The sequence below is a fragment of the Shigella sp. FC1967 genome, from assembly GCF_001743005.1.
Classification (GTDB): Bacteria; Pseudomonadota; Gammaproteobacteria; order Enterobacterales; family Enterobacteriaceae; genus Proteus.
This window is the reverse complement of record NZ_MIIZ01000854.1, coordinates 1-16434: the sequence shown is the minus strand read 5'-3', so window position 1 is coordinate 16434 and position 16434 is coordinate 1. Positions and strand designations below refer to the sequence as shown.

At 40.7% G+C, this 16434-nt stretch carries 13 protein-coding genes; all 13 read right to left on the bottom strand.

Annotation, left to right across the window (positions count from 1 at the left end):
- Window positions 1-195: 195 nt before the first annotated feature.
- On the bottom strand, window positions 196-1155 hold the full coding sequence (accA, locus tag BHE89_RS14600; protein WP_069367259.1) for an acetyl-CoA carboxylase carboxyl transferase subunit alpha: 960 nt from the start codon (window positions 1153-1155) through the stop codon (window positions 196-198).
- Window positions 1156-1167: 12 nt separating this feature from the next.
- Window positions 1168-4650, bottom strand: a complete 3483-nt coding sequence (gene dnaE, locus BHE89_RS14595) for a DNA polymerase III subunit alpha (protein WP_069367258.1) — start codon at window positions 4648-4650, stop codon at window positions 1168-1170.
- Between the two features lie 21 nt (window positions 4651-4671).
- A complete protein-coding gene (gene rnhB, locus BHE89_RS14590) occupies window positions 4672-5265 on the bottom strand; it encodes a ribonuclease HII (protein WP_171729897.1) in 594 nt (197 codons plus the stop codon).
- Window positions 5262-6434 (bottom strand): lipid-A-disaccharide synthase, encoded by a 1173-nt coding sequence (gene lpxB, locus BHE89_RS14585; RefSeq protein WP_069367256.1) that lies wholly within the window; start codon window positions 6432-6434, stop codon window positions 5262-5264. The genes rnhB and lpxB overlap by 4 nt, the downstream gene beginning before the upstream one ends.
- Window positions 6435-6441: 7 nt before the next feature.
- Window positions 6442-7245 (bottom strand): acyl-ACP--UDP-N-acetylglucosamine O-acyltransferase, encoded by an 804-nt coding sequence (gene lpxA, locus BHE89_RS14580; RefSeq protein WP_069367255.1) that lies wholly within the window; start codon window positions 7243-7245, stop codon window positions 6442-6444.
- Between the two features lie 3 nt (window positions 7246-7248).
- Window positions 7249-7701, bottom strand: coding sequence for a 3-hydroxyacyl-ACP dehydratase FabZ (gene fabZ, locus BHE89_RS14575; RefSeq protein ID WP_069367254.1), 453 nt, complete (start codon window positions 7699-7701; stop codon window positions 7249-7251).
- Between the two features lie 123 nt (window positions 7702-7824).
- A complete protein-coding gene (lpxD, locus tag BHE89_RS14570; protein WP_128860584.1) occupies window positions 7825-8853 on the bottom strand; it encodes a UDP-3-O-(3-hydroxymyristoyl)glucosamine N-acyltransferase in 1029 nt (342 codons plus the stop codon).
- Window positions 8854-8856: 3 nt separating this feature from the next.
- A complete protein-coding gene (locus BHE89_RS14565) occupies window positions 8857-9354 on the bottom strand; it encodes an OmpH family outer membrane protein (RefSeq protein ID WP_036934019.1) in 498 nt (165 codons plus the stop codon).
- Window positions 9355-9446: 92 nt separating this feature from the next.
- On the bottom strand, window positions 9447-11852 hold the full coding sequence (gene bamA / locus BHE89_RS14560; protein ID WP_069367253.1) for an outer membrane protein assembly factor BamA: 2406 nt from the start codon (window positions 11850-11852) through the stop codon (window positions 9447-9449).
- Window positions 11853-11891: 39 nt separating this feature from the next.
- Window positions 11892-13244: a sigma E protease regulator RseP gene (gene rseP / locus BHE89_RS14555; protein WP_069367252.1), complete on the bottom strand. Its 1353-nt coding sequence runs from the start codon at window positions 13242-13244 to the stop codon at window positions 11892-11894.
- A gap of 9 nt (window positions 13245-13253) precedes the next feature.
- Window positions 13254-14117: a phosphatidate cytidylyltransferase gene (gene cdsA, locus BHE89_RS14550; RefSeq protein ID WP_069367251.1), complete on the bottom strand. Its 864-nt coding sequence runs from the start codon at window positions 14115-14117 to the stop codon at window positions 13254-13256.
- A gap of 1 nt (window position 14118) precedes the next feature.
- A complete protein-coding gene (uppS, locus tag BHE89_RS14545) occupies window positions 14119-14820 on the bottom strand; it encodes a polyprenyl diphosphate synthase (RefSeq protein WP_248619927.1) in 702 nt (233 codons plus the stop codon).
- A 283-nt stretch (window positions 14821-15103) separates the two neighbouring features.
- Entirely contained in the window at window positions 15104-16297 is a 1194-nt protein-coding gene (gene ispC / locus BHE89_RS14540; RefSeq protein WP_069367249.1) for a 1-deoxy-D-xylulose-5-phosphate reductoisomerase, read from the bottom strand.
- Window positions 16298-16434 lie beyond the last annotated feature (137 nt).

Genomic DNA, 16434 nt, shown 5'->3' with positions numbered 1-16434 from the left:
ATCGTTGATTATTCTTTTAGTAAAAAAGGAATTTAATATTGTTTTTGAGATCGACTTAACACATTGATATATAATAAATTATCGTTAATATAACCTAATTTCATTGTCTCAGTAAGAGATAATATTTAGAGTCAAAAAAAACCTCATGTTATCAACATGAGGTTCTCTTTTATTTATTTGAATAGCATTATGCTATCAGCAGTAACCGTATTCCATTAAACGTTGGTAACGACGGTTTGTTAGCTCTTCTGATTCAAATGCATCTAACTCTTCTAAATCAGCTTTGATTTGTGCTTTTAATGACTCAGCCATTTCATCATAGTGACGATGAGCGCCACCTAAAGGCTCAGGGATCACCGTATCAATCAGCTTTAACTCTTTTAAACGATTTGCTGTGATCCCCATGGCTTCAGCAGCTAATGGTGCTTTATCAGCGCTTTTCCATAGAATAGAAGCACAACCTTCCGGTGAAATAACAGAATAGGTGCTGTATTGCAACATATTCACTTTATCACCCACCCCAATCGCTAAGGCTCCACCAGAACCACCTTCACCAATAACAGTACAGATGATAGGTACTCCAAAGCGCGACATTTCACGTAAGTTACGTGCAATCGCTTCTGATTGACCACGCTCTTCAGCACCCACCCCCGGGTAAGCCCCCGGAGTATCAATAAAGGTGATAATAGGAAGGTTAAAACGTTGCGCCATTTCCATTAAACGAAGTGCTTTGCGGTAACCTTCTGGTGCTGGCATACCAAAATTACGGCGGATCTTTTCTTTCGTTTCACGCCCTTTTTGATGTCCAATAACCATGACAGGACGACCATCTAAACGCGCAATACCACCCACAATCGCTTTATCATCAGCATAAGCACGATCGCCCGCTAATTCTTGGAAGTCCGTAAAGATACGATGAATATAATCCAGTGTGTAAGGTCTTAATGGATGACGTGCAAGTTGTGCAACTTGCCATGCACCAAGATCAGAAAAAATCTTACGCGTTAGCTCTAGGCTTTTTTCTCTTAAGCGTGAAACTTCTTCATCGATATTAATATCAATTTTTTCATCATGTTGGCTAACTGCAGTTAGCGAATCAATTTTCGCTTCTAACTCGGCAATTGGCTGTTCAAAATCCAGAAAATTAAGACTCATAACATTCCTATTTTAGTCAAATTCTAATTCTACCTGCTCATTACCCAGCAGAGTTCGCAGATCCGTTAAAAGCATATCTGTTGGCGTTACACGCCATGTCGCACCAAAACGTAAACGTGCGCAGGCATCATGCTTTTCAAAATAAAGATGAACCGGTATCGTGCCTGAACGATGAGGTTCTAAAACGCCGCGAAGACGATTTAATAATTGCTCATTAATTTGCCTGTCCGATAATGAGATAGCAAGCCCTCGTGCATATTTTTCACGAGCCTGGTTGATATCCATAAGTTCGCGGACTGTCATTTTAAGTCCACCATTGAAATCATCAAAGCTGACCTGCCCAGTAGCAATTAAAATCTTGTCTTGTTCTAACAAATGTTGGTATTTATCCAATGCATCAGAAAATAACATAATTTCTAAGCGACCTGAACGATCATCTAAGGTACAAACGCCGATCCTATTTCCACGTTTCGTTGTAAATACTTTAGATGCAAGTACTAAACCTGCTACCTTCACCATTTGACCACGAGGTGTTGGCACTAAATCTTTTAGACGTGTTCCTGCTGCATATCGTTCAATTTCTTTTAAATAACGCGTAATCGGATGACCTGTTAAATATAAACCTAAAGTCTCTCGCTCACCTTCTAAAACAACTTGGTCTGGCCATTTAGGGATATTGGCATAAGAGCGCTCAACTTGTTCAGGTGCTTCTGCTAACACACCGAACATGTCCGATTGCCCTATTGCTTCAGCTTTGGCATGTTGGTCTGCGGCTTTTAATGCATCTTCTAATGAAGACATCAAAGCAGCACGATGAGGCCCTAGCTTATCGAATGCGCCTGACATTATCAGTTTTTCCATCACTCGGCGATTCAATTTTTTCGTTTCTGTTCTCGCACAGAGATCAAAAATATCTTTAAAGTGACCGCCTTGCTGACGCGCTTCTACAATTGCTTCAATGGGGCCTTCACCCACACCTTTAATGGCACCAATACCATAAACGATTTCGCCTTCATCATTGACATGGAAATGGTAAAGGCCGCTATTAATATCGGGAGGAAGAACCTTTAAGCCCATTCTCCAGCATTCATCAACTAATCCCACCACTTTCTCAGTGTTATCCATATCGGCAGTCATTACTGCAGCCATAAATTCAGCTGGATAGTGGGCTTTTAGCCATAATGTTTGGTAAGAAACTAATGCATACGCTGCTGAGTGTGATTTGTTAAATCCATAACCGGCGAATTTCTCCACCAAGTCAAAGATCCTCATAGCGAGCTCACCATCGACACCGTTTTTGATAGCCCCTTCTTCAAAAACAGAGCGTTGCTTTGCCATTTCTTCAGGTTTTTTCTTACCCATTGCGCGTCGTAACATATCCGCGCCACCTAGCGTATATCCCGCAAGAACCTGTGCAATTTGCATAACTTGTTCTTGGTATAGGATAACACCATAGGTTGGTTCTAGGACAGGCTGTAAGCTTTCATGTTGCCATTTGACATCAGGATATGAAATCTCTTCAACACCGTGTTTACGGTCAATAAAGTTATCTACCATGCCTGACTGCAATGGCCCTGGACGAAATAGAGCAACAAGTGCAATCATATCTTCAAAACAGTCAGGACGTAGACGTTTGATGAGATCTTTCATACCACGGGATTCCAACTGGAATACTGCGGTCGTTTCTGAACGTTGCAACATGTCAAAACTACGCGGATCCGTTAATGGGATCGCTGAGATATCAACAGGTTCGAGTGACTTTTTAGCTCGTCGGGCATTAATCATCTCTAATGCCCAGTTAATGATGGTGAGTGTTCTTAAACCTAAGAAGTCGAATTTAACAAGACCTGCGTATTCAACGTCGTTCTTATCAAATTGTGTAACGGGGTTATTTCCCTCTGCATCACAATAAAGTGGGGCAAAATCGGTGATTTTCGTTGGTGAAATAACGACACCACCCGCGTGCTTACCCGCATTACGAGTTACCCCTTCTAATTTACGAGCCATATCAATAAGAGATTTAACCTCTTCATCAGCTTCATAAATCTCAGGTAATTGAGGCTCGGCAGCAAACGCTTTTTCTAGGGTCATTCCCGGATCAGGAGGAACGAGTTTTGAAATTCTATCAACAAAACCGTAAGGGTGTCCTAAAACACGACCAACATCGCGAATAACCGCTTTCGCAGCCATCGTACCAAATGTAATGATCTGAGATACGGCATCGCGGCCATACATTTCAGCAACGTGGTCAATAACTCTATCGCGTTTTTCCATACAGAAGTCGACGTCAAAGTCTGGCATCGAAACACGTTCAGGGTTAAGAAAACGTTCGAAAAGCAAGTCAAACTCAAGGGGATCAAGATCGGTAATTTTCAGTGAGTAAGCCACGAGTGATCCCGCACCTGAACCTCGCCCAGGACCAACAGGAACACCGTTATCTTTAGACCACTGAATAAACTCCATCACGATAAGAAAGTAACCAGGAAATCCCATCTGGTTAATTACTTTCAACTCGATATCAAGGCGCTCATCATATTCAGGGCGTCTTTTTTGTCTCTCTTCTGGATCTGGAAATAAAAAGGCTAGACGTTCTTCCAAACCTTCTTGTGATTTTTTAACAAGAAAATCTTCTGTACTCATATCCCCTGTCGGGAATTGTGGAAGAAAGTATTCTCCTAAACGGATCGTGACATTACAGCGTTTAGCGATTTCAACACTGTTTTCTAATGCTTCAGGTATATCAGCAAATAACTCACACATCTCTTCTTCTGTGCGCATATATTGCTGGGGACTATAATTCTTTGGACGTTTGGGATCAGATAACGTAAAACCATCATGAATTGCGACACGAATTTCATGTGCATCAAAATCATCACTGTCGAGAAAACAGACATCATTGGTTGCAACAACAGGCAGACCTTTTTCAGAAGCCAGTGCGACTGCTTCATGAAGATAAGTTTCTTCATCAGTACGACCAGTACGAATAAGTTCTAGATAATAACTATCGGGAAAATGGGTTTGATAATACTCAAGGCACTGATCAACTAAAGCTCTATTTCCACGAAGTAGAAACTTACCCACATCCCCCATTCTACCGCCAGAAAGCAACAAGAGCCCTTCTTTATAGGTTGTTAACCACTCTTGTTTAATCGTCGGTCCGACAGCACCATAACCGTGTTTGTAAGCTTCTGAAATCAGTAAAGTAAGGTTTTGGTAACCAACATTATTGCGAGCAAGAATAGTCAGATGTGCATATTCATCACCTAATAATTCTGTTTCAAGATAAACATCAGCACCAATGATTGGTTTAATGCCAGCACTATGTGCAGCACCATAAAATTTCACTAACCCACATAAGTTAGTGAAATCAGTAATCGCAAAAGCTGGCATTCCCAGCGAAGCCACTTTCTTCACAAGAGGCCCTGTTTTTGCCAATCCATCGATCATTGAATAATCGCTGTGTACCCTAAGATGGATAAAACGAGGATCTGCCATAGTGTTTAATTACTCTGTGGATTACTTTAAATTTAAAGCACGTTTTACAGGCGCAAAACTTTTTCGATGATAGGGTGTTGCCCCTAATAAGGCTAGTTTTTCCATATGGAAAACAGTTGGATACCCTTTATGTTTAGCAAAACCATAATCAGGGTAAAGCTTATCTAACTCTTCCATTTCTCTATCACGAGTCACTTTAGCAAGTATAGAAGCCGCACTAATTTCTTGAACTAAACTATCACCTTTTATAACCGCTTGAGAGGCCATTGGTAATTTAGGGCAACGGTTACCATCAATCAAGACCATATCAGGTGTCATTGATAATCCCGCAACAGCGCGTTCCATTGCTTTCATGGTAGCCCAAAGAATATTTAATTCATCGATTTCTTCGGGCTCTGCACGACCTATCGCCCAACATAATGCTTTTTCTTTTATTTCGTCATAAAGCGCATTACGCTTTTTTTCTGTTAGTTTTTTGGAGTCTGTTAATCCTTTAATTGGATTCGCTGGATTAAGAATAACGGCAGCTGTAACCACCGCCCCCACTAATGGGCCTCGACCAACTTCATCAACTCCAGCAATAAGATTTGCTTTTGGATATACAAATTCCATTATTTATCTACCAATTCTAATACTGCATTTGCTGCTTGCTCATCTGCATTACAGCGAATAGCGCTATGTAGCTGTAAAAATATCTCTTTTAATTGGCGTACTTTTTCTTTATCGGTTAAAAGAGGTAAAAGTTGTTGTGCTAACGCTGAGGGTTCGCACTCTTCTTGCAATAATTCTTTGATAATTTCTCGTCCCGCTAACAAATTAGGCAACGAGACATAAGGTGTTTTAACTAACCGTTTTGCTAACCAGAAAGTAAAGGGTTTCATGCGATAACCAACAACCATCGGGCATTTCGTTAACATACATTCTAATGCGGCTGTACCTGATGCAAGCAAAGTCGCATCACTTGCTGTCATGGCTTCTCTTGCTTGTCCATCAAGAAGCTGTATTTCAAGTTCGGGCGCCACATTTTGATGTATTTGTTCAAATTGGGCTCGTCGCTTAGCATTAACTAATGGCACTACAATATGAAGAGAAGGGATCTGCTGTTTTAGTAACTGTGCCGTTTTTATAAAATCAGCACTTAGCATCTCTACTTCAGCATGACGACTACCAGGAAGAAGAGCTAAACAAGGCGCATCTTCAGATATCCCTAGATGTTCACGAGCAGCCTTTTTGTCTGGATTTAAGGCTATGGCATCAGCCATTGTATGACCAATAAAACGGCAAGGAACCTGATACTTATCATAAAACGCTTTTTCAAAAGGCAGAAAAGCTAAGACGAGATCTGTCGCTTTACCAATTTTGAAAACACGTTTTTGACGCCAAGCCCACACTGAAGGACTGACATAATGAATCGTTTTGATCCCTTTTTGCTTTAAACGATCTTCAAGAGTGATATTAAAGTCAGGTGCGTCGATCCCGACAAAAACATCTGGCTTTAATTCTGTAAATCGTTGAGTGAGATCTTTTCTGATCTTTAATAAGCGAGGTAAGCGTTCAAGAACTTCGACGATCCCCATGACAGCCAGCTCTTCCATCTCATACCAAGCTTCACAACCTTCAGCTTGCATAAGCGGACCAGCAACACCGACAAAGCGAACATTAGAGTGCTTTTGTTTTAGAGCGCGGATTAATCCCGCGCCCAAGATATCACCGGACGTTTCACCAGCAACTAAGCCGATAACTAACGGACGCTGAATAGTAGATAATTGGCCTGACAAGGTCATATCCTAATTAGCGAATAATGCCACGGTTAGATTTTGCAGAGTTTTCCAGAAAATCACTGAACAATTTAACATGCGGATTATTATTATCTGCAACTAATTGTCCAATCTCTTCACGTGCTTCTTCCAGTGTTTTACCATTACGGTAAAGGACTTTGTAAGCATTACGAATGGCATGAAGATCTTCTTTAGCAAAGCCTCGGCGTTTTAAACCTTCAATATTCAACCCATAAGGGGTTGCGTGGTTTCCTTGTGCAATAACAAAAGGAGGAACGTCTTGTGCCACACCTGAACATCCACCGACCATAACGTGAGAGCCAATCTGACAAAATTGATGAACAGCACTCATACCACCGATAATCACAAAGTCACCTAAAGTGACGTGACCACCAAGTGTTCCGTTATTAGCAATAATACAATGGTCACCGATAATACAATCATGCGCAACGTGTGTATTAATCATCAGTAAGTTGTCGTTACCTATTTTTGTGATATTACCACCTTGGATTGTTCCACGATGGATAGTCACACTTTCACGAATAAGGTTACGATCACCAATAATGACTTGCGTTGGTTCACCACGATATTTCAGATCCTGATTGACTTCACCGATAGAAGCGAATTGATAAATCTGATTATCTCGGCCAATGCGTGTGTGACCATTGATAACAACGTGAGATTTAATATCAGTACCTTCACCAATCTCAACATTAGCACCAATAACACAAAAAGGACCAATGTGAACATTAGCACCAATTACCGCACCCTCCTCAATAATTGAAGAAGGGTGAATGACTGCGGATTTATCTATCATAGGCTAGACCTCACGGCGGCGAGCACACATCATTTCAGCTTCGCAAGCTATTTCCCCATCAACTTTAGCGACGCCTTTAAAGCGAGCAACACCACGACGTTCTTTAATGAATTCAACCTCTAGGATCATCTGATCCCCAGGTAAGACAGGACGTTTAAAGCGAGCACCGTCAATAGCAGCAAAATAGTAGAGTTCACCAGGTTCCAGCTTTCCTACACTTTTAAATGCTAAAATACCTGTTGCTTGTGCCATGGCTTCGAGGATCAGTACACCTGGAAAAATAGGTTTTCCTGGAAAGTGACCTTGAAAGAAAGGCTCATTAAAAGATACATTTTTTACTGCTCTTAGAAATTTCCCTTCTTCAAAATCAAGGACACGGTCAACCAATAAAAATGGGTAACGGTGTGGAAGTAAATCTAAAATTTCTTCGATTTGCAGAGTATGATTCTCACTCATTGCAATACTCTTCCTGTCTAATAAAACTGAGTCTAATTAATAATGACACGACCTGCTGTGACTCAAAAAGTGAGTTAACCCGCAGGTCGCAAAATGAGTAACTTTCGTCAATGACGTATATTGTTACTTGTCGCTACTTTCTACTTGACGTTCAAGCGATTTGAGCCTTTTTTGCATTTCATCAATTCGCAATACAAGTGCTGCGGTTTTACGCCATGCTTTATTTGATTGCAGCGGAATTCCTGAAGAATAAACACCCGGCTCAGTGATAGGACGCATTACCATTCCCATACCTGTTACCGTGACTTTATCACAGATTTCCATGTGACCATTGATAACACTTGCTCCACCAATCATACAATAGCGACCTATTTTCAGGCTGCCCGCCATGATCACACCACCAGCAACAGCGGTATTATCACCAATAATGACGTTATGTGCGATTTGGCACTGGTTATCAATGATAACACCATTACCGATAACTGTGTTATCTAATGCGCCTCGGTCGATTGTAGTACATGCACCGATTTCAACACGATCACCAATCACCACTGAACCTAATTGTGGAATTTTGATCCAATTACCACGTTCATTAGCATAACCAAAACCATCTGAACCAATCACCGTACCTGATTGAACCAAACAATCCTTACCAATGATAACTTCATGATAAATAGATACATTTGCCCATAAACGGCTATTATCGCCAATATGTGCTTTTTTACCAATAAAACATCCTGCACCAATAACTACGTTATCACCTAACTCAACACCTGACTCAATGACAGCATTTGCACCAATTGAGACGTTATTCCCTAATTTAGCATCAGCGGCAATAACAGCAGAAGGATGTATATCTTGTGCCGGCGCCGGCGTAGTATCCATAATCTGTGCCATTTGAGCATAGGCAAGATACGGGTTTTTCACTACCAGTGCGGCAACGGGGCAAAATGGAAGATCAGCTTCTGTTAATACAACGGCAGCAGCCTGACATTCACTTAATTTTTCACGATAGCGACTATCGGAAAGAAATGTAATTTGTTCGCTATTTGCTAGGCTCATTGAAGCAAGACCGGCGATAGTGATATCACCATCGCCGTGTAACTGTGCATTCAACTGCTGAGCAAGATCAGCTAATCGAATTGAAAACATCTATTATTTAACCTGTTTTTGAACCTGAGCAGTAATATCTTTACCATCTGCGAAATAAGGTACAGTGTTAGCATCAAGGATCACATCATAGCCTTCTTTCTTCGCTACTGCATCAACAGCATCTAATACACGTTTCATGATTTTGTTACGTTCTTCAGCCTGACGACGACTAAAGTCTTGCTCAAAAGCTTGTGCTTTTTGTGCGTATGCTTCACGTTTAGCAACCAGATCTTTCTCTGTATTTGCACGTTGTGTTGCATTCATCGTTGGTGCATCTTTTTGATATTTCTCAACAGCGGTCTGTAATGCTTTACCTAAGTTCTGCAATTCAGTGTCACGTGATTTGAATTCATTTTCCAATTGTTTCTCTACCGCATCACGGTTAGGAATTTGTTGGAGAACTTGACCGATGTTCACAACACCTACTTTATCTGCGGCTTGAACACCTGCTGACATGGTCAATGCCATTCCAAGGGCAGCGGCACATAACAATTTTTTCACGATTAAACTCCTTAAAACCAAAAATAATTTTTTGTCAGAAATCGGATGCCTTTTTCAACATTGTGGATCAGGCATCAACTTTACTTACATCGCTACCACGTTCTACCAATATTAAACTGGAATTGCTCCGATTTATCGCCTTCGTAATCTTTTACTGGCTTAGCATAAGAGAATACTAGCGGACCTAAAGGAGATAACCATTGTAATGCAACACCGGTTGAAACACGTATATTACTTGCTTTACCGTAATCTGGCATACCTGCGGTCCAATTAGAGTTAGTGCTATTCCAGTTGGTATCCCATACGGTACCCGCATCAACAAACAGAGACGTTCTGACTGATGATGAGTATTTATCATCAACAAATGGCGTTGGTGTGATCAGTTCAAAACTGGCAACTGCCATGGCATTACCACCGACCGCATCGCTAGATAATGAAGGATTAATTGTCGTATTTCCATTTTCTGTGACTTTTTTCAAATAAATCGCTTTAGGACCGATATTATTTGAACGGAAACCACGAACAGTACCAGAACCACCAGCATAGAAGTTTTCATAGAATGGTAATTCTTTACCCCCTAAACCGTCACCGTAGCCTAAACGACCTTTAAACAAGGTTACCCAAGACTCTTTTTCATCAATTGGGTAATACGCCATACCGTCCCAAGTCACTTTATAGTACTTGTTGTCAGAGCCCGGTACAGTCACTCGACCACTTAAATTGCTTCTTACACCTGATGTTGGGAAGAAACCTTTGTTTAAGTTATTAAATGTCCAACCCAGACTGACAGTATAATCATCCGCATTAAAGGATTCTCGCTTATCAAAGCCTGGGTTTTCACCCATACTTTCAAGGTAACGCCACATTGCAACCTGAGGTTCCATACGTGACAGACCATTGTGAGTATAGCCTATGCCAAGACGTGCTGAGTTATATTCATTAATTGGGAAGCCTAACGTTCCGTCAACACCATAAGATTTATTGGTATAACCAGATAAATCGGCATCATTCGCACGGAAGTCGTTATAGAAAATACGACCACCTAAGCTAACACCATTAACGGTAAAGTATGGGTCAGTAACAGATAATTCAGCGTAAGTTGAGTAGTCATTTTTACTCGCATTAATCGCAACAGCGTTACCTGTACCTAACCAGTTATCTTGCGTAACCCCCACTTGGAAGCTCACACCACTTTCCGTACCGAAACCGACACCAAAGTTAATAGAACCTGTGTTACGCTCTTTTACACGATAAACAATATCAACCTGATCAGGAGACCCAGGAATACGCTGTGTTTCCGTTTCGACGGTCTCAAAATAACCTAAACGGTTTAAACGCTCTTTGCCTTGTTCAACTAAATCACTACCTAACCATGCACCTTCCATTTGACGCATTTCACGGCGTAAAACAGAGTCTTTAGTGATGTCATTACCTGCAAAACGGATTTGGCGAACATAAAAACGATTTCCTGCATCTACGTTTACATGCAGTTTAACTGTTTTATTTTCATCATTAATTTCAGGATTTGTCATCACGCGAGGATAAGCATATCCATAGCGACCTAACAGATTTTTAATATCATTTTCTGTTTTAGTCACTTGCGCGCCATTATAAAGAGAGCCCGGTGCAATTTGGATAAGATCTTCAATCTCTTTGGTATAGCCAGCCGTATTACCATTGATCTCGGTATTTTCTACCGTGTATTTATCACCTTCTTTCAGGTTAATGGTAATATAAATGCCTTTCTTGTCTGGCGTTAAACTGACATTCGTCGATTCAATATCAAAACGAGCATAACCACGATCAAGATAGAAACTTCTTAATGTTTCTAAGTCACCAGCCAGTTTTTGCTTCTGATATTTTTCATCAGCGGCTAAGTTCCACCAAGGTACATCGTCACGTAATTGGAAGCGGTTGACAAGCTCAGCAGTAGAAAACGCTTTATTACCAACAATGTTGATTTGCTGAATAGTTGCTGAAACACCCTCTGCGAACACGAGTTTTAAGTCAACACGGTTACGAGGCAGCGGTGTAACAACGACTTTTACAGTTGCATTATATTTACCAACACTATAATAGAAGTCTTCAAGCCCTTTCTCGATATTCGCTAACATTGTACGGTCAAGTGTTTCACCAATACGAATATTAGAAGCATCAAGGTTCTGTTTTAGCATCTCTTCCTTGATTGCTTTGTTACCAGAGAAAGTAATGCTGGCAATAGTTGGACGCTCTTTTACCTGAACAATCAAAGTATTTCCGTCACGTAGGACGCGAACATCATCGAAGTTTCCTGTCGCAAATAATGAACGGATAGTTCGGCTGATATCATCACTACCTACCGAGTCTCCAACTCGGACAGGCATGTTCAGTAATGCTGCACCAACGGCGACGCGTTGAAGACCTTCAAATTGAATGTCCTGAACTACGAATCCGTCTGAACCGTATGCAGTGGCGCTGCCCAGCAGCAGCGACGCTATAAGCAACTTTTTCATCGCCATCGTTGTTTTGTGTTTTCCTAACCGGTCCCTGCTTACCAATTATAAGCGAGAGAAATCATTGAAAAGTGCAAGTCCCATTAAAAGCATCAGTGCCATAATACCAATGCGATAACAGAAATCTTGTACACGCTCAGATACCGGCCCTCCCTTTATCTTCTCGATAACCAGGAAAAGCAGGTGCCCGCCATCTAAGACAGGCAGGGGAAACAAGTTAATGATCCCCAAATTGACACTGATAAGCGCCATAAACATCAAATAATAAATAAAACCAGAATCAGCAGACATTCCTGCGCCTTTCGCGATAGAAACAGGCCCACTAAGGTTAGTTAATTTGACGTCACCTACGACTAACTTACCAATCATTTTGACAGTTAAACCCATTAACTGCCATGTTTTATCAGATGCTTCATAGAGCGCTGAAAATGGGTTGTATTGTTGCATGATCAAATATTGCTCTTCAGGAGGTAATATTTGCAATTGCGCACCAACTTGCCCGACTTCAGTGCCATCTTTTAGTGCAACAGCTGTTGGCGTAATATTCAACATCAACGACGAGCCGTTACGTTCAACAAGAAGCGCCAAGACTTTATTTGGACTTTGTCGAACAAAATAAGTAAATGGATGCCATGTATCAATTGGCTGACCGTCAACTTTAACGATACGATCCCCCGCCTGTAAACCCGCTTTTTCCGCAGCGGAGCCTTCCGTGACTTCAATAATCTTTGAGTCTAACCGTGCGCCAACAGGCATTATCCCTAGGGACAAGATAGGATCTTGTTTTTCAGGATCAAAATTCCATTGTTGTAAATTCAGTATATTCTCACTCTCAGAAAGCGAATTTGGTTCTGAAACAACGAATGAAACCTCTTTGGCACCAATTTTACTCACTAATGCTAAACGAACTGCATTCTGATCAGGCGTTTCGATACCTGCAACGGATTTTAGTTCCATTCCAGGCGTTAATTTTGCTTGTTCGGCGATAGAATTCGGACGAATGTCTGCAATTATAGGTTTTAATGCAGGGACACCTATCATAAAAACTATCCAATAGGCGACTATCGCTAACAAAAAGTTAGCAATAGGTCCTGCCGCAACAACGGCAGCACGTTGGCCAACTGTTTTATTATTAAATGCCAGATGACGGCGCTCAGGTGCAACCTCAGCAACTCTTTCGTCTAACATTTTTACATAGCCGCCTAAAGGTATCCATGCGATAACAAATTCAGTGCCATGTTTATCTACTTTTCGCCAAATCGCTTTTCCAAAACCGATAGAAAAACGCTCGACATAAATACCACAGCGCCTAGCTACCCAAAAATGTCCAAACTCATGTACCGTAATTAAAATACCTAAAACGATAATAAATGCGGCAAGATTCCACAGGATACCCATTACTTACCTTTATAGTTTAAAGCCAGAAGAAATCAGAAAGACTAATCCTGCAAAGACGGGGATAGCCGCGGTCAAACTATCAATTCTATCAAGTACACCACCATGTCCCGGTATTAATTGGCTACTGTCTTTAATGCCTGATACACGTTTAAACATGCTTTCTGCTAGATCACCGAATACTGAGACGACAACAACAACGCCTGATATTAATAACAAGTTATTAGGTACTTCCGTCACGGGTGCAAAATAAGTAAATAACCACGATGCAACACCTGCCGTAATCAACCCACCAACTAACCCTTCAAGCGTTTTACCTGGAGATACTTTAGGTGCCATTTTATGTTTACCCATTAAACGTCCAAAAGCATAAGCACCAGAGTCAGCAGCCCAAACTAATAACATGACATACAATAACCACCATGCACCCGTATAAGTGTCAGTGTTATACCCCAACATACGCAGCGCCATCATGCCACAATAAAAGGGAACAATCGTCAATATACCGAACAATAGCTTAATAAAAACTGAATTTTTCCACATATTGGCTGAATTCGGATAACTTACAACTAATAAAATTGCGGCTACCCACCAAATTAAACCTGCCCACAAACCATTTTTTATCATTGGAGTATCTAGTAGGTAGTCAAAATTTGGCAAAGAAAACTGCATAACGAGTAACAATGCAGCAAAACCGATCCCTGTCGCAATACGTTTACCCTGAGAATGCCAGCCAATAAATTGTGCCCATTCCCAACCCGCTAAGCCTGATATTGCGATAATCGCTAATCCAAAACCTACAGGAGGAAGCAGAAATAGTGCAGCAATAACAATAGGGATTAAAATTAATGCGGTGATGACACGATACTTAAGCAAGTTATCCTCCCAGATTTATAGTATCTGTTTCTGATGTAGTACCACCGAAACGTCTTTCCCGTTTAGCAAAAGCATCTAGTGCATTCTGAAAAACTTGTTCATCAAAATCAGGCCATAAAACCTGTGTAAAATAAAGCTCAGCATAAGCAATCTGCCAAATAAGAAAATTACTTATACGATGCTCACCACCTGTACGAATAACAAGATCGACGCCAGGCTGATTATGCAAGCAAAGATGTGAAGATATTGCACTTTCATTAATATCTTCGAGATTAATTTCCCCTTTTGCGAGGGATGTCGCTAATTGTTTTACACTTTGAGTAATATCCCAACGACCACCATAATTAGCCGCAATATTTAAATTAAGTCCTGTATTATTCGCGGTGAGTGCCACAGAACTTTTAATGCGGTCTTGTAAACGGCGGCTAAAACGGCTGATATCACCAATGACAGTCAATTTAACATTATGTTTATGCAGGCTCTTCACTTCATTATCTAAAGCGAAAACAAACAATTCCATGAGAGAACTCACTTCCTGCTCTGGTCTATTCCAGTTTTCGCTACTAAATGCATATAACGTTAGTGATTCAATTTTGTGTTTTACGGAAAAGCTAACCGCATCCCGAACTGCTTTAATTCCCGCGCGATGCCCCGTTACTCGGAGTTTCCCTTGCTTTTTAGCCCAGCGCCCATTGCCATCCATAATGATAGCAACATGCTTTGGTTTTGATGCGGATGAATCGTCACTGGATAAGTTCACTCAATTTAACCCTTTGCTAATCTGATACTGATACAGACAGTCCTCTTCGGATAACCTATGCACAAAAAAAAACCGTGTCACCCACGGCCTTTGGCAAAGCCTCAAAGTTGCTAAAGCAATAGCCTTAGTAATGAACTGTTAATTTTCATTATTGTCTTTAGTTATTCGGCAACTATACCATTAGCCAGAAAGACGAACAAACACCCTATATTAAATATAATCACCATTATACAAATTGTGTGATTATCTGATGAGTTTCTAATCTGGCTAATTTATCAATTTCTAGAACATCATTAATGCTTTGAGGCTCTGATAGGTCAAAATGTTCAACAACTTTACGATTAATTTTAGCAATATCAGTAAATTTCACTTTTTCGTGTAAAAATGCATCAACAACCACTTCATTAGCCGCATTTAACACTGTTGTTGCCGCTTGTCCACGTTTTGACGCTTCAATAGCAAGTGCTAAACAAGGGTAACGTTGATAATCTGGACGAATGAACTCTAAAGATTGAATCTCAAAAAAATCTAATGCTTTTGCACCAGATTGAGTACGATGAGGATAAGCCATTGAGTACGCAATTGGTGTTCTCATATCAGGTTCACCAATCTGAGCAATAATACTGCCATCGCGATAACGAACCATTGAGTGAATGACAGATTGTGGATGAATAATAACTTCCATCTCCTCTTCAGAAGCATTAAAGAAATAACGAGCCTCAATATACTCAAGCCCTTTATTCATCATCGTTGCAGAATCAACCGAAATTTTACGTCCCATCGACCAATTTGGGTGTGCACAAGCTTGATCTGGCGTCATTGACTCTAACGATTCTAATGGTGTGTACCGAAACGGTCCACCAGAACCTGTTAACAAGATACTCGTCACACCTTCATCAGCTAAAGATGCATGACCTAGATTTTCTTGGATTGCTTTAGGTAAACTTTGATAAATTGCATTATGTTCGCTGTCAATGGGTAAAATTGTCGCACCATATTTAGCAACCGCATCAAAGAAAAGACGTCCACTGGTTATCAGTGATTCTTTATTCGCGAGTAGAATTCTTTTGCCTTTTTCAATGGCAGCAAGTGTCGGCTTTAATCCTGCAACACCGGTTATCGCAGACATGACTTGATCAGCGTCATCAAGAGCCGCAATTTCATTGATCGCATGAGAGCCAGATAGGATTTCTGTCTTACAAGATGTATTAGCGAGTAACTGTTTAAGCTGATTAGCACTTTTTTCATCAGACATCACAGCGTATTTAGGTTGGAAAGCAAGGCACTGTTGCGCCATCTTATCTGCATTTTTTCCTGCTGCCAGAGCAAGAACCTGATACTCATCAGGATTATTTTCGATGACGGAAAGCGTGCTCGTTCCGATAGATCCTGTTGAGCCTAAAATAGTTATTTGTTTCATTTATTAATCAATCAGTATGTCTACAACGTTTTAATTAAAGAGAATTATATCAGTATGACGAGGTAAATGAGGATTAAAGATGAAAACTTTAATAAATAATGTGACAAAAGAAGATATTACACACAAATTTTCAAATC

Coding starts and splice junctions, on each gene's coding strand:
- accA (WP_069367259.1), bottom strand. CDS start 1,155: ATGAGTCTTAATTTTCTGGATTTTGAACAGCCAATTGCCGAGTTAGAA.
- dnaE (WP_069367258.1), bottom strand. CDS start 4,650: ATGGCAGATCCTCGTTTTATCCATCTTAGGGTACACAGCGATTATTCA.
- lpxB (WP_069367256.1), bottom strand. CDS start 6,434: ATGACCTTGTCAGGCCAATTATCTACTATTCAGCGTCCGTTAGTTATC.
- lpxA (WP_069367255.1), bottom strand. CDS start 7,245: ATGATAGATAAATCCGCAGTCATTCACCCTTCTTCAATTATTGAGGAG.
- fabZ (WP_069367254.1), bottom strand. CDS start 7,701: ATGAGTGAGAATCATACTCTGCAAATCGAAGAAATTTTAGATTTACTT.
- lpxD (WP_128860584.1), bottom strand. CDS start 8,853: ATGTTTTCAATTCGATTAGCTGATCTTGCTCAGCAGTTGAATGCACAG.
- bamA (WP_069367253.1), bottom strand. CDS start 11,852: ATGGCGATGAAAAAGTTGCTTATAGCGTCGCTGCTGCTGGGCAGCGCC.
- rseP (WP_069367252.1), bottom strand. CDS start 13,244: ATGGGTATCCTGTGGAATCTTGCCGCATTTATTATCGTTTTAGGTATT.
- uppS (WP_248619927.1), bottom strand. CDS start 14,820: ATGGATGGCAATGGGCGCTGGGCTAAAAAGCAAGGGAAACTCCGAGTA.
- ispC (WP_069367249.1), bottom strand. CDS start 16,297: ATGAAACAAATAACTATTTTAGGCTCAACAGGATCTATCGGAACGAGC.